The sequence below is a fragment of the Limnohabitans sp. genome (genome assembly GCF_040400975.1).
Taxonomy (GTDB): Bacteria; Pseudomonadota; Gammaproteobacteria; order Burkholderiales; family Burkholderiaceae_C; genus Limnohabitans_A.
The window spans coordinates 21,259-34,977 of record NZ_JBBAPF010000022.1; the positions used below are offsets into that span (position 1 = coordinate 21,259).

Genomic DNA, 13,719 nt, shown 5'->3' on the forward strand with positions numbered 1-13,719 from the left:
AAGCCGTGATCGTACACCCTGAACCGACGCCATTTCGTGAAATCCACACAGATGAAGTGCTGAGCGCACCAGAGCTTGACAGGGTCAGGGCCGCGGCAGGTGTGGCCTGCTTACAATCCAGATTCCATGTCCTCGTCCACACCCTCCCCCGCTTCGGTCCTCGCCCAACCCAGCATTCGTCAAAGGTTGCTGCGTCTGAAGCCCTATTTTGTCCGTCAAAAGTGGGTTTGGGCCCTGGCCATGGGGGCCACTTTGATGGCGGCGCTCACCGAACCCTTGATCCCAGCCTTGTTTCAGCCTTTGTTGGACAACGGATTTGCCGAGAACAAACTGCCTTTGTGGTCGATTCCATTGGCGGTCATTGGTCTGTTCACAGTGCGTGGCTTGGCGCACTTTGTGGCGCAATATGCCTTGGCCCGGGTCACCAATGACGGCATGGAGAAACTGCGCAGCGATCTTTTTGCCAAGTTGGTGCGTTCAGATTTGTCGCTTTTCAGCCGTCAATCGGCCAGCGCCCTGTCGAACACGGTGGTGTACGAGGTACAGGTGGGCGCCTCCCAGTTGGTGTCGGCACTGATTGGTTTGACGCGCGATGGTTTCACCTTGTTGGCTTTGGTGGGCTATTTGATGTGGCTCAATTGGCAATTGACCTTGGTGGTTTTCACGGTGGCGCCGGGTTTGAGTTGGATCATGAAGGTGCTGTCACGACGGCTTTATGGTTTGACTAAGGAAAGCCAGCAAGCGACCGACCATTTAGCCTACGTGGTGGAAGAAAACGTGTTGGCCCACCGCATGGTGCGTCTTCATGGCGCACAGGCTCAGCAAATTGGTCGATTCAATGCGCTGGGCCAGCGCCTGCGTCAGTTGGCGCTCAAATCCACCGTGGCCTCAGCGGCCATGACGCCACTGACCCAAATCATGGCAGCCATCGCACTGTCTTTGGTGTTGGTGATCGCCTTGGTGCAAAGCCGGGATGTGGGCTCCGGCGCAACGGTGGGTGGTTTTGTGGCCTTCATCACCGCCATGCTGATGTTGATTGCACCCATCAAACGCTTGGCCGATGTGGCCAACCCCATCACCAGAGGACTGGCAGCCTTGGAAAGGGGCCTGGGACTGATGCACGATGCCCCAGAAGAGTCCCAAGGCCAACATTCAGCGCTAAGGGTTCGGGGCGCTATCGAGTGGCACGACGTGTCCGTGCAGTTCTCGGCCGATGGCGAGGCGGCCTTATCTCATGTTCAACTGACGGTGCAACCCGGTGAAACCGTGGCTTTGGTCGGTACATCAGGTGCCGGTAAAACCACCTTGATCCAACTGTTGCCACGTTTTTTGAACCCCACCAGCGGCCAGGTGTTGCTGGACGGTGTGCCATTGCCCCAATGGCAGTTGGAGAGCCTGCGCAGCCAATTGGCCATGGTCAGCCAAGATGTCGTGATGCTCAATGACAGCTTGGCTGCCAACGTGAGTTTGGGCCAGTCACCCGACAGAATCAAAGTGGCGCATTGCCTGCAGGCGGCCAATTTGTGGGCCCATGTCCAGACGCTGCCGAACGGGATAGACACCGAACTGGGGCACAACGCCAACCAACTCTCAGGTGGGCAAAGGCAGAGGCTGGCCATTGCCCGGGCCTTGTACAAAGATGCGCCAATCTTGATCTTGGACGAGGCCACCTCGGCGCTGGACAACGAATCCGAGCGGCTGGTACAAGACGCCTTGCAAAAACTGATGCACGGTCGCACCACCCTGATCGTGGCGCACCGTTTGTCCACCATTGAACACGCCGATCGGGTGATTGTGATGGAGCGCGGCCACATTGTGGAGCAAGGGGCACCAGCCCAGTTGCTGGCGCAAGGAGGTGCCTATGCCCGCTTGCACCACAAGGGTGAGTGGAGCCACGAAGAGGAACCCGCCAAGGTCTGACAGGATCCAAACCCTCCCTGTGGGCAATGGGCGTACACCAGGGCATTGAACAGCACCAATCATGGACCCCGCGACAGGTCGATGGGTCCTTTTAAAGCAGAACGATGTCGTATTGCTCGGGGCCCATGCCCGCTTCGACTTGCAACGAAATCGGCTTGGCAATGAAATCCGAGAGCCCCGCCAAGTGCTGGCTTTCTTCGTCCAGCAACAACTCGATCACGGCCGAGGTGGCCACGATGCGGAACTCACGCGGGTTGAATTGACGTGCTTCACGCAAAATCTCGCGCAAGATGTCGTACACGACCGAGCGCGGCGTCTTGACGATGCCTTTGCCCTGACAACTTGGACAGGGTTCGCAGAGCATGTGGGCCAATGACTCGCGTGTGCGTTTTCGTGTCATCTCGAGCAAGCCCAGCGATGAGAATCCCCCCGCCATGGTTTTAACCCGATCACGGGCGAGCTGCTTGCGGAACTCGGACAGCACGGCTTCCTGATGCTCGGGTCGGGCCATGTCGATGAAATCGGCAATGACAATGCCGCCCAAATTGCGCAGCCGAAGTTGACGTGCAATGGCTTGAGCAGCTTCCAAGTTGGTTTTGAAAATCGTGTCTTCGAAATTGCGCGCACCAACATAAGCGCCGGTGTTCACGTCCACGGTGGTCAGGGCTTCAGTTTGGTCGATGATCAGGTACCCCCCCGATTTCAGGTCTACCCTGCGGCCCAGCGCCTTGGCAATTTCCTCGTCGATCGCATAAAGGTCAAAGATCGGCCGCTCACCTTTGTAATGCTGCAAGCGCTCGGCCGCTTTGGGCATGAACTCCTGTCCAAAAGCCTGAAGTTTGGCAAATTGCTCTTGCGAATCGATTCGGATGCTTTGGGTGGCCTCTCCCACCAAATCGCGCACAACTCTTTGCAAAAGCGTCAGATCTTGGTGCAACAAGGAACCAGGCGGCAAACGCAGCGAGGCCTCTTTGGTGCGAGCCCAGGTCTTGCGCAAGTAAGCGATGTCATCACTCAACTCCTCATCGCTGGAATCTTCGGCATTGGTGCGCAAAATGAACCCGCCCCCGGCGGGACCCACCAAAGCCTGCAGCCTTTGACGCAGCGCATCGCGTTGGTCTGCCGGGATTTTTTGGGAGACACCGATGTGGTCGTCCTGCGGCAGAAACACCAAATGGCGTCCCGCGATGCTGATTTGGGTAGAGAGTCTGGCCCCTTTGTTGCCCATGGGTTCCTTGATAACCTGGACCATGATGGCCCGGCCTTCAAACACCTGCTTTTCAATCGGCACGAGCGGCTGGCCCGTGCGAGCCGCTGAGGCCTCGCCCTCGGCATGCTTTTGCCACAAGTCGGCCACATGCAAAAAAGCCGCTTTATCGAGGCCGATGTCAATGAAGGCCGATTGCATGCCCGGCAATACGCGGGCCACTTTGCCCAGGTACACATTGCCCACCAAACCGCGCTCAAGCGTGCGCTCGACATGCAACTCCTGTACCGCGCCAAATTCCACCACCGCGACCCGGGTTTCCTGGGGCGACCAATTGACCAAAATATCTTGTTGCATGGAGGGCATCAGATGGAGAAAAGTGAAAACAATTTGGTGAATGCCTGAGCACCATCAGCGCCTTGGCATGCGCGAACGCTCAACAGCGCACGCCCAAGGAACGCAGCAAAGCGGCAGTCTCGAACAGCGGCAAACCCATGATGCCTGAATAACTGCCCCGGATCTGTTCAATATGGGCAGCAGCCCTGCCCTGCACCCCGTAAGCCCCCGCTTTGCCCATGGGCTCCCCAGTGGACACGTAGGCACGGATTTGGGCACTGGTCATCGGGGCGAAACGCACCCAGGATTGAGACACCGTCGCCACACGCTTGTGCCCTTTTTGTGCGGCAACGGCGGTCAATACGCGGTGGGACTGGCCAGAGAGCAGTTTCAGGATGCGCACGGCATCGGCCGCATCCGCCGGTTTGCCCAAAATCTCAGGTCCTAGACACACGGTGGTGTCGGCGCACAGTACGGGGGCCGCAGGCAGGCCCTGGCGTTTGAGCCGCTTCAGGGCGGCGTCGAGTTTGAGCCCCGTGACGCGCGCCACATACCGCCTAGGCGCTTCGGCGCCGCACACGTGTTCCAAAGACTCGGCATCTTCATCGGGCCCGGCCAAAAGCAGCTGGTGGTTCACCCCAATTTGATCAAGCAGCTGACTGCGACGGGGGCTTTGGGAGGCGAGGTAGATGAAGTCGCTCATTCGCGGTGGTAGGGGTGGTTGGCGTTGATGGACCAGGCGCGGTAAAGCTGCTCGATCAGGAGCACCCGGGCCATGGCGTGGGGTAAAGTCAGATCAGACAAGCGAATGCGCTCGTGCGCGTCTTGCCGGAACTCCGGCTCCAGACCATCAGGGCCGCCAATGACCAAAGCCACATCGTCACCACCCAGCTGCCAGCTGGTCAAGCGGGTGGCGAGGGCCTGCGTGGTCAATTGGGTGCCCCGCTCGTCCAGCACCACAATGCGGGTGCCACGTGGAATGGCCGCTTCGATCCGCTGGCGCTCCGCCGCATACAGGTTGGGCAGTGTTTTGGACCCCCGGGGCTCGGTTTTGACGGCCTTGAGCTCGACCTTGAGCTCAGGCGGAAAACGTTTGACGTAGTCATCCCAAGCCGTCTGGGCCCAGTCGGGCACGCGCAGGCCGACCGCAACGATCAGCAGCTTCATGCAGGATCAATCGGCTTTGCGACGGTTGGCCGTTTGCACGGCCTTGCGCGCAGGGGCCTTTTTGGAGGCTGCTTGGGCAGCCGACTTGGCCGCAGCTTTGGCCGAGGGCCTTCCGACCGTCTTCAAAGCAGGCTTGCTGGTGGGGCTGCTGGATTTCGGGGCCGATTTAGCTGGTGCCTTGGCCGCCGGTTTGGCAGATTTAGCCGGCGCCTTCAACGCAGGCTTGGCCTTGGCGTCGGGTTTGGCGACTGCCTTATTGGCAGCGGGAGTTTTGCCAGCAGTGGATTTGGCAGCGGCTTTGCGCGAGGCTTTTTTCGGCACTGCGTTCTGAATATGGCCTTTGACTTCGGCCGTCGCTGCGGGTTTAGGGGCACCGAACTTCAGGCGCACAGGTGTGCCACCCCAGATTTCTTCCAGGTTGTAGTAGGTGCGGATGGTTGGCTGCATGACATGTACCACAGCCGGACCGCAATCGACAATGATCCATTCGCCGTTGTCTTCGCCCTCAATGCGGGGCTTGCCAAAACCCGCACTGCGCACTTTGTCTCGCACGCTGGCGGCCAGCGCCTTGGTCTGGCGGTTGGAGGTACCCGAAGCGATGATGACCCGCTCAAACAGCGAGGACAGATGCTCGGTGTCAAACACCTGTATTTCTTGGGCCTTGACGTCCTCCAGTGCGTCCACGATGGCTCGCTGGAGTTTCTGGATGTCTTTTTTGGCGGCGTTTTCGGTCATCAATGGTGCCTGTAAAGGTGGTGTTCGTGAATATAGCGCTCAACAGCGGGAGAAACCAAGCCCGTCAGGGTCTGCTCTGTGGCCGCCAGCACACGGATGTCCGTGGCACTGTGAGGCATCAACGGCATGTCGAGGGATCGAATGCGCGCCTGCAGCGTGTCTGACATGGGGAGGGATGAATCAGGCGAATTCGAATTGTCATTCCAGGCACGCACAGCCATATTGCGACCTGCGGCGCAGATTATAGCGACGCGGTCAATTTCACCGATCTGGTGCCAGGAAGGCAGGGACCGCCGCTGGTCATCGCCGAGCAGCAAATACAGCTGTGCTTGCGGATATTCGACCTGCAACTCGTGCAAGGTGTCTACCGTGTAGCTGGGGCCTGTGCGCAGGATTTCCCGCTCGTCCACCACCACCTTGGGCACATGCGTGAAAGCCAGACGCGTCATGGCCAGGCGGTGTGCGGCCTCGCTCAGCTGCCGTGGCTTGTGCCAAGCTTGGCCTGTGGGCAACACGCGCACCAAATCGAGCTGCAGTTGGGCCAAAGCCGCTTCAACCAGGGCCACATGGGCCAAGTGCGGCGGGTCGAACGCTCCGCCAAAAATGCCCAGGCGCTGCACAGCCGCATGGGTGTTTTGCATGGCAAGCGGCTGACTCAAACCCAGTCCCTGGGCACCAGAAAGTGGCTGAGCAAGCGCTCCTCCGGGGAGCCGACTTCATCTTGGCGCTGATACGACCAACGCACCTCAGGCGGCATGGACAACAGGATGGATTCGGTGCGGCCACCTGACTGCAGACCAAAATGCGTGCCCCGGTCCCAGACCAGGTTGAATTCGACATAGCGACCGCGGCGGTACAACTGAAAGTCTCGCTCTCGCTCGCCATAGGGCGTGTCCTTACGGCGCATCACGATGGGCATGTAGGCCGTCAGCAGTGAATCGGCCACGCTTTGCAGCATGGCAAAGCTCTGGTCCATACCCAGTTCAGAAAAGTCGTCGAAGAAAATGCCGCCCACGCCGCGCTGCTCACGCCGGTGCTTGTTGCAAAAATAATCGTCGCACCAGGTTTTGAAACGCGGGTGCAAAGCCTCACCAAACGGGCTCAAAGCGTCTTTGCAGGACTGGTGGAAATGCACCGCGTCTTCGTCAAAGCCGTAATAAGGTGTCAGGTCCATGCCCCCACCAAACCATGCCACAGGCGCCCTGCCCTCGGGCTTGGCTGCGATCATGCGCACATTCATATGCACCGTGGGCACATAGGGGTTGCGTGGGTGAAACACCAATGAAACGCCCATCGCCTCAAAGGCCGATCCGGCCAACTCTGGGCGGTGCTGGGTGGCCGAGGGTGGCAGCTGCGGCCCGGTGACGTGCGAAAAGCCGCAACCGGCTCGCTCAAAAATCGGCCCACCTTCCAGAATCTGGGTGATGCCATTGCCTTGGAGTTTTTCGCCCGGGTCTTTTTGCCAAGCATCGGTCAAGAAAGGTGTGCCATCCAGGTCGGTCAGGGCGCCGGTGATGCGGGACTGCAAGCCGACAAGATAGTTTTTGACGGTGCCGAGTTCAAAGGGGGTGCTCATGGTGGATTTGGACGTTAAAAAGGTTCAGAAATTCTTCAGGGTTTCAGGCGAGCAGATTCAAGCGCCTGGCCCGGACTCCAGGGGAGTATGGGTCCCATCTGGTGTTCATGGAAGCCTTTGACGCCTTCAAAGACCTGGGCCATGTGGGCGTAATCGCGCTCAACTTGGCCCGTCAGATCGTAAAAGTCGACCACACTGAAGCGGCGCTGACCCCAGTCGAGCTTGACGAGCGCCAGAGGCACTTGCGCACCCAAGGCCAGTTGGTAAAAGCCACTGCGCCAGCCGGGTGTGAAGCTGCGTGTGCCCTCCGGGGCCAGTCCCAGCCAAAGCAACTGGTCGTTTTGCTTGTGCTGCTCAAAAACATGCACCATCTGGCCTACCACACCTCGAGAGGAGCTGCGATCAATCGGGATGCCGCCCACCCAGCGCATCCAATCACCGACCACAGGAAACTTGAACAGCGAGTCCTTGCCCCAAAAGTGAGCCGGAATGCCCAGGGCCCATTTGGCCAACATACCAATGGGGAAATCCCAGTTGCTGGTGTGCGGGTACACAATGGCCACGCCTTGGCGGGTGGGAAAGCCTTCGAAGTCCAATCGCCATCCGAGCATTTTCAAAATCCAACGGGCCAGACGGGAGCCCTTGAAGGTCACAGGATGTCGGGTCAAGGGGCTCATGCGGTTCCGGTGTTTCAGTTTTTGATCGCTCGGTAACCAATGTCCTGGCGCATCTGCATGCCATCAAACGCAATCGGGCCTGCGGTTTGGTAGGCTTTTTGCTGCGCCTGCTTGACCGAATCGGCAAGGGCCGTGACGCACAGGACACGTCCACCAGAAGTCAGGATTTGGCCGTCTTTTTCGGTGGTGCCCGCATGGAACACCATGGCATCGCCCAGGTCCTTGGGCAGGCCGGTGATGGCATCGCCCTTGCGCGGCTTGAGTGGGTAACCGGCTGCGGCCATGACCACCCCTAAGGCCACGCGCCGGTCCCACTCCATCTCCAGTTGGTCCAGGCCTTCCGCGGTCGCCGCCATCAGCACGTCCAACAAATCCGTCTTCAGGCGCATCAAAATGGGCTGGGTCTCGGGGTCACCCATGCGGCAGTTGAATTCCAGTGTCTTGATGCGGCCTTGCGGGTCGATCATCAGGCCCGCATACAAAAAACCGGTGTAAGCGATGCCGTCTCTCTCCATGCCACGGATGGTGGGCAAGATGACCTCGCGCATGGCGCGCGCGTGCACCTCGGCTGTGACCACGGGTGCAGGCGAATACGCGCCCATACCGCCAGTATTGGGCCCCTCGTCGCCGTCTTGCAGGCGTTTGTGGTCTTGGCTAGTGGCCAAGGCCGCCACGTTTTTGCCATCGCACAGCACCATGAAACTGGCCTCTTCGCCTTGCAAAAATTCCTCAATCACCACGCGTGCACCGCTAGCGTTGTGGGCCACACCCAGGGTGTTGTCCAGCAGCATGAAGTCAATCGCCTCATGGGCTTCGGCCAGGGTCATGGCCACCACCACGCCTTTGCCAGCGGCCAAACCGTCTGCCTTGACCACGATGGGTGCGCCCTGGCGATCGACGTAGGCATGGGCCAGGGCCGCATCGGTGAAAGTCTCAAATGAGGCCGTGGGGATGCCATGGCGTTGCATAAAGGCTTTAGAGAAGGCTTTGGAGCTCTCCAGCTGGGCCGCCGCTTGCGTAGGGCCAAAAATGCGCAGGCCATGCGATCGAAAATCGTCCACGATGCCAGCAGCCAAGGGGGCTTCGGGGCCGACCAAGGTCAGGCCGATGCCGTTGTCCAAGGCCCACTGCCGCAGCAGGGCCAAGTCGGCGATGGGCACATTGACCAAGTTTTTGTCTTTGGCCGTGCCGCCGTTGCCGGGTGCCACATAGACCTGCTGCACTTTGGGCGACTGCGCCAATTTCCAAGCCATGGCGTGCTCACGACCACCACTGCCGACTACCAATACTTTCATCCAACTTCCTTAATCTTCAAAATCGGCGTTATGAAACACGTTTTGCACATCGTCCAAATCTTCCAACACATCCAGCAATTTTTGCATTTTGGCAGCATCTTCCCGGGTCAAAGTCACGCTGTTTTCCGGTCGCATGGTCACTTCGGCTACTTCGGCCACCAATCCAGACGCTTCCAAGGCGTTTTTCACGGTTTCAAAAGCGGTGTAAGCGGTCAGAACTTCGATGGCGCCGTCGCCGTGTGTAATCACGTCATCGGCTCCGGACTCGAGCGCCACAGTCATCAACTGATCCTCGTCTGTGCCGGGCGCAAAAATCAGCTGACCACAGTGTTTGAACTGGAAGGCAACAGAGCCTTCTGTTCCTAAATTACCGCCATGCTTGGTCAAGGCATGGCGCATTTCGGCCACAGTGCGAACCCGGTTGTCGGTCATGGTGTCCACCATGATGGCCGCTCCCCCGATGCCGTAAGCTTCGTAACGGATCTCCTCGTAGCTCACCCCCTCCAAGTTACCAGTGGCTTTGTCCACGTTGCGCTTGATGGTGTCGGCCGGCATATTGGCCGCTTTGGCCTTCTCAATGGCCAGACGCAAACGGGGATTGGCGCTGACGTCACCACCGCCAGTGCGGGCAGCGACCATGATTTCTCGCACCACCCGGGTCCAGATGCGCTGGCGCTTTTCGTCTTGACGCCCCTTGCGGTGCTGAATATTTGCCCATTTACTGTGGCCAGCCATCGGGAATTCCTTGAATGTTGATTTAACCTAGAGCCCTGAATTTTACTTTTCACACATGGGGAAAAACCAAAATGGCTGAACCAATGTTGATCGCTCAAAACGCCAAGGTGCAGTGCCACCTTTTGCCAGGCTTGGCCAACCGCCACGGCCTCATCACCGGAGCCACCGGCACGGGTAAAACCGTGACCTTGCAAACCTTGGCTGAAAATTTTTCGCGCTTGGGCGTGCCGGTCTTCATGGCCGATGTCAAAGGTGACCTGACCGGGGTCAGCCAAGCGGGCAAGATCGGCGAAAAGCTGGCCAGCACATTGAGAGACCGAGGACTCGCATTGCCAGAGCCCTTGGCCTGCCCCACTGCATTGTGGGACGTGTTTGGCGAGCAAGGCCATCCAGTGCGCGCCACCATCTCTGACATGGGTCCTTTGCTGCTCACGCGCATGCTGGGGCTCAACGACACCCAGGCGGGGGTGCTGAACCTGGTCTTCAAGGTCGCTGACGACAACGGCTTGATGTTGTTGGACTTGAAAGACCTGCGAGCCATGCTGCAGTATGTGGGCGACAACGCCAAACAGTTCACCACCGAGTACGGCAACATCAGCGCAGCCAGCATCGGGGCCATTCAGCGCGGTTTGGTGCAAATCGAGACCCAAGGCGGTGATCGGTTCTTTGGCGAGCCCATGCTCAACATCGAAGACTTCATGCAGACCGACGCACAAGGCCAAGGGGTGGTCAACATCCTGGCAGCTGACAAGCTCATGAATTCGCCGCGCCTGTATGCCACCTTCTTGCTGTGGATGCTGTCGGAGTTGTTTGAGGTCTTGCCCGAGATCGGCGATCCTGAAAAACCCAAATTGGTTTTCTTTTTCGACGAGGCGCATTTGCTCTTCAAAGACGCGCCAGCGGTCCTGGTCGAGCGCATCGAACTGGTGGTGCGCTTGGTGCGCTCCAAAGGTGTCGGCGTGTATTTCGTGACGCAAAACCCGCTGGATATCCCGGACAGTGTGCTGGGCCAGTTGGGAAACCGGGTGCAGCACGCCCTGCGCGCCTACACCCCGCGCGACCAAAAAGCCGTGAAATCAACCGCGCAAACCATGCGCCCCAAGGCAGGCTTGGACATCGAGGCAGCCATCACCGAGCTGGCCGTGGGCGAGGCCCTGCTGAGTTTTCTGGATACCAAGGGCCGCCCCTGTGAGACCGAGCGGGTGTTTGTGTTGCCCCCAGCCAGCCAGCTTGGCCCCATCACCACCGCGCAACGCCAAGCGCTGATTCAGGGCTCTTTGGTGGCCGGGGTTTACGAGCAAGTTCAGGACCGGGAGTCGGCTTACGAACGCATCAAGGGCCAGGCCACGACGTCCAGCCAAGCCAGCGCCTCCAGCCCCTTGCCGGGACAGGCACCGGCCGCTGCGGAGCCTGTCAGCGGCGGACTGATGGGCGGCTTGTCTGACATGCTGTTTGGCAGCACCGGACCTCGCGGCGCGCAACGAGATGGCGTGGCCCAAATGGTGGTGAAAAGTGCTGTGCGTACCGTGGGCTCGGCCATAGGTCGGGAAATCGTGCGTGGTGTGCTGGGCGGCTTGCTGGGTGGCAGCAAGCGAAAATAAGCGCTTGACCCACACAAGGTTTGCTTACAACAAAGCATGAAAAAAGGCTCCTACGAGCCTTTTCCCATGAGCGTTTAGAACCCAATTCAACCCGCTGTGGCTTCCTCAGGCTCGGTGGGTTCAGAGCGCGAAGCACGGCTGTCTTTCTTAGGGGTGGGCGTGATGTCCAGCTGAACTTCGTTTTTGTCGTCGATGTCCACGGTGAGCCTCCCCCCGTCGGTAAGACGCCCAAACAACAACTCGTCGGCCAAAGCTTTGCGGATGGTGTCTTGGATCAGGCGCTGCATGGGACGAGCGCCCATGAGCGGATCGAAACCCTTTTTACCCAAGAATTTTCGCAAAGCATCGGTGAAAGTGACTTCCACTTTCTTCTCGCCCAACTGGGTTTCGAGCTGGAGCAAGAACTTGTCCACCACGCGCAAGATGATTTGTTCATCCAGTGGCTTGAAGCTGACCATGGCATCCAGGCGGTTGCGGAACTCGGGGGTGAACAGGCGCTTGATGTCGCCCATTTCATCGCCGGCCGCACGCGGATTGGTGAAACCAATGGTGGCTTTGTTCATGGTCTCGGCACCCGCATTGGTGGTCATGATGATGATCACGTTGCGGAAGTCGGCCTTGCGTCCGTTGTTGTCGGTCAAGGTGCCGTGGTCCATGACCTGCAGCAGCACATTGAAAATATCTGGGTGTGCTTTTTCAATCTCGTCGAGCAAGAGCACGCAATGCGGCTTCTTGGTCACGGCTTCGGTCAACAGGCCGCCCTGGTCAAAGCCCACGTAGCCTGGAGGCGCGCCGATCAGGCGGCTAACAGCATGGCGCTCCATGTACTCGGACATGTCAAAACGGATCAGCTCGATGCCCATGATGTAGGCCAGTTGTTTAGCCGCTTCGGTCTTGCCCACACCCGTTGGGCCTGAAAACAAGAAAGCACCAATGGGTTTGTCAGTCTTGCCCAAGCCCGACCGTGCCATCTTGACCGCAGAGGCCAGCACTTCAAGGGCCTTGTCCTGACCAAACACCACAGATTTCAGGTCGCGCTCGATGGTCTGCAACTTGCTGCGGTCGTCATTGGAGACGTTGGCCGGTGGAATCCGCGCGATCTTGGCCACAATGTCCTCGATCTCGGATTTACCAATCGTCTTTTTGCGCTTGGAAGCCACTTGGATACGCTGGGCAGCACCGGCTTCGTCAATCACGTCGATGGCCTTGTCCGGCAATTGGCGGTCGTTGATGAACTTGGCCGACAGCTCGGCAGCGGCCTGCAAAGCGGCGATGGTGTATTTGACACTGTGGTGATCTTCAAATCGGCTCTTGAGGCCTTTGAGGATGTCCACGGTCTCCGAAACCGTCGGCTCGACCACATCCACTTTCTGGAAACGGCGAGATAAGGCGGCGTCTTTTTCGAAGATGCCACGGTACTCGGTGAAGGTGGTTGCACCGATGCATTTGAGCTGGCCACTGGACAAAGCTGGCTTGAGCAAGTTGGAGGCATCCAAGGTGCCGCCCGAGGCCGCACCGGCACCGATCAGGGTGTGGATCTCATCAATGAACAAGATGCCATTGGGCTTGTCCTTGAGGGATTTGAGCACCCCTTTGAGGCGTTGCTCAAAATCACCCCGGTACTTGGTTCCCGCCAGCAGAGAGCCCATGTCCAGCGAGTAGACCGTGGCCTCGGCCAGGATATCAGGCACCGTGCCTTGGGTGATGCGCCAGGCCAGGCCTTCAGCAATGGCAGTTTTGCCCACGCCTGCCTCACCCACCAACAGCGGGTTGTTTTTGCGGCGACGGCACAAGATTTGGATGGTGCGCTCAACCTCATAGTCTCGGCCAATCAGCGGGTCAATCTTGCCGTCTTTGGCCGCTTGGTTGAGGTTGTTGGTGAACTGTTCCAAAGGTGAAGCTTTTTCATTGCGCTCACCACCGCTGGACTCTTCGGTTTCAGAACTGGCAGGTGCGTCCGACTTGGCGACCTCGGGCGGATCGGTTTTACGGATACCGTGGGCGATGAAGTTAACCACATCCAAACGTGTGATGCCCTGTTGATGCAAGTAGTACACGGCATGGGAGTCTTTCTCGCCAAAAATGGCCACCAGCACGTTTGCGCCAGTCACTTCTTTTTTACCATTGCCCGTGGACTGCACATGCATGATGGCACGTTGGATGACACGCTGAAAGCCCAGAGTGGGCTGGGTATCCACCTCTTCTGTGCCCGCCACCTGAGGGGTGTTGTCCTTGATGAAGTTGCCCAGTGCTTTGCGCAGGTCATCGATGTTGGCGGCACAGGCCCGCAAAACTTCGGCAGCACTGGGGTTGTCCAGCAAAGCCAAAAGCAAATGCTCGACCGTGATGAACTCGTGGCGTTGCTGACGGGCTTCAACAAAGGCCATGTGCAAACTGACTTCCAATTCTTGGGCAATCATATGATTTCCTTATGCCTTGCTGAGTGAGAGAGATGGTTGGGAGATGAGGG

At 58.6% G+C, this 13,719-nt stretch carries 12 protein-coding genes; 2 read left to right on the forward strand and 10 right to left on the reverse strand.

What is annotated here, in order from left to right:
• The first annotated feature begins 126 nt into the window (after positions 1-126).
• Positions 127-1,920 (forward strand): lipid A export permease/ATP-binding protein MsbA, encoded by a 1,794-nt coding sequence (gene msbA, locus ABWQ00_RS12300; RefSeq protein ID WP_353238969.1) that lies wholly within the window; start codon positions 127-129, stop codon positions 1,918-1,920.
• A gap of 91 nt (positions 1,921-2,011) precedes the next feature.
• Here the strand turns inward: msbA and rng are convergent, their stop codons facing one another.
• From rng to ABWQ00_RS12345, 9 genes are all read right to left on the reverse strand, one after another.
• Positions 2,012-3,484, reverse strand: a complete 1,473-nt coding sequence (gene rng / locus ABWQ00_RS12305; protein ID WP_353238970.1) for a ribonuclease G — start codon at positions 3,482-3,484, stop codon at positions 2,012-2,014.
• Between the two features lie 79 nt (positions 3,485-3,563).
• Entirely contained in the window at positions 3,564-4,166 is a 603-nt protein-coding gene (locus ABWQ00_RS12310) for a Maf family protein (protein ID WP_353238971.1), read from the reverse strand.
• On the reverse strand, positions 4,163-4,630 hold the full coding sequence (gene rlmH / locus ABWQ00_RS12315; RefSeq protein ID WP_353238972.1) for a 23S rRNA (pseudouridine(1915)-N(3))-methyltransferase RlmH: 468 nt from the start codon (positions 4,628-4,630) through the stop codon (positions 4,163-4,165). The genes ABWQ00_RS12310 and rlmH overlap by 4 nt, the downstream gene beginning before the upstream one ends.
• Positions 4,631-4,636: 6 nt before the next feature.
• Positions 4,637-5,365, reverse strand: coding sequence for a ribosome silencing factor (gene rsfS, locus ABWQ00_RS12320; RefSeq protein WP_353238973.1), 729 nt, complete (start codon positions 5,363-5,365; stop codon positions 4,637-4,639).
• The gene (gene nadD / locus ABWQ00_RS12325) at positions 5,365-6,006 is read right to left on the reverse strand and encodes a nicotinate (nicotinamide) nucleotide adenylyltransferase (RefSeq protein ID WP_353238974.1); all 642 of its coding nucleotides are present in this window, start codon (positions 6,004-6,006) and stop codon (positions 5,365-5,367) included. The genes rsfS and nadD overlap by 1 nt, the downstream gene beginning before the upstream one ends.
• A gap of 14 nt (positions 6,007-6,020) precedes the next feature.
• Complete coding sequence (hemF, locus tag ABWQ00_RS12330) at positions 6,021-6,941, reverse strand: oxygen-dependent coproporphyrinogen oxidase (protein WP_353238975.1); 921 nt, start codon at positions 6,939-6,941, stop codon at positions 6,021-6,023.
• Between the two features lie 35 nt (positions 6,942-6,976).
• Positions 6,977-7,618 carry a 1-acyl-sn-glycerol-3-phosphate acyltransferase gene (locus ABWQ00_RS12335; protein ID WP_353238976.1) on the reverse strand — a complete coding sequence of 214 codons (642 nt, stop codon included), beginning with the start codon at positions 7,616-7,618 and terminating at the stop codon, positions 6,977-6,979.
• Between the two features lie 14 nt (positions 7,619-7,632).
• Positions 7,633-8,913: a phosphoribosylamine--glycine ligase gene (gene purD / locus ABWQ00_RS12340; protein ID WP_353238977.1), complete on the reverse strand. Its 1,281-nt coding sequence runs from the start codon at positions 8,911-8,913 to the stop codon at positions 7,633-7,635.
• Positions 8,914-8,922: 9 nt separating this feature from the next.
• Entirely contained in the window at positions 8,923-9,648 is a 726-nt protein-coding gene (locus ABWQ00_RS12345) for a YebC/PmpR family DNA-binding transcriptional regulator (RefSeq protein ID WP_353238978.1), read from the reverse strand.
• Positions 9,649-9,719: 71 nt separating this feature from the next.
• On the opposite strand from ABWQ00_RS12345, the gene ABWQ00_RS12350 reads away from it, so the two are divergent.
• Complete coding sequence (locus tag ABWQ00_RS12350; RefSeq protein WP_353238979.1) at positions 9,720-11,249, forward strand: helicase HerA-like C-terminal domain-containing protein; 1,530 nt, start codon at positions 9,720-9,722, stop codon at positions 11,247-11,249.
• 86 nt (positions 11,250-11,335) lie between these two features.
• On the opposite strand, the gene clpA is transcribed toward ABWQ00_RS12350, so the two are convergent.
• A complete protein-coding gene (clpA, locus tag ABWQ00_RS12355; RefSeq protein ID WP_353238980.1) occupies positions 11,336-13,669 on the reverse strand; it encodes an ATP-dependent Clp protease ATP-binding subunit ClpA in 2,334 nt (777 codons plus the stop codon).
• Positions 13,670-13,719 lie beyond the last annotated feature (50 nt).

Excerpts from the sequence above, each read along its gene's own strand:
- msbA (WP_353238969.1), top strand. The coding sequence starts at position 127 with ATGTCCTCGTCCACACCCTCCCCCGCTTCGGTCCTCGCCCAACCCAGC.
- rng (WP_353238970.1), bottom strand. The coding sequence starts at position 3,484 with ATGCAACAAGATATTTTGGTCAATTGGTCGCCCCAGGAAACCCGGGTC.
- ABWQ00_RS12310 (WP_353238971.1), bottom strand. The coding sequence starts at position 4,166 with ATGAGCGACTTCATCTACCTCGCCTCCCAAAGCCCCCGTCGCAGTCAG.
- rlmH (WP_353238972.1), bottom strand. The coding sequence starts at position 4,630 with ATGAAGCTGCTGATCGTTGCGGTCGGCCTGCGCGTGCCCGACTGGGCC.
- rsfS (WP_353238973.1), bottom strand. The coding sequence starts at position 5,365 with ATGACCGAAAACGCCGCCAAAAAAGACATCCAGAAACTCCAGCGAGCC.
- nadD (WP_353238974.1), bottom strand. The coding sequence starts at position 6,006 with ATGCAAAACACCCATGCGGCTGTGCAGCGCCTGGGCATTTTTGGCGGA.
- hemF (WP_353238975.1), bottom strand. The coding sequence starts at position 6,941 with ATGAGCACCCCCTTTGAACTCGGCACCGTCAAAAACTATCTTGTCGGC.
- ABWQ00_RS12335 (WP_353238976.1), bottom strand. The coding sequence starts at position 7,618 with ATGAGCCCCTTGACCCGACATCCTGTGACCTTCAAGGGCTCCCGTCTG.
- purD (WP_353238977.1), bottom strand. The coding sequence starts at position 8,913 with ATGAAAGTATTGGTAGTCGGCAGTGGTGGTCGTGAGCACGCCATGGCT.
- ABWQ00_RS12345 (WP_353238978.1), bottom strand. The coding sequence starts at position 9,648 with ATGGCTGGCCACAGTAAATGGGCAAATATTCAGCACCGCAAGGGGCGT.
- ABWQ00_RS12350 (WP_353238979.1), top strand. The coding sequence starts at position 9,720 with ATGGCTGAACCAATGTTGATCGCTCAAAACGCCAAGGTGCAGTGCCAC.
- clpA (WP_353238980.1), bottom strand. The coding sequence starts at position 13,669 with ATGATTGCCCAAGAATTGGAAGTCAGTTTGCACATGGCCTTTGTTGAA.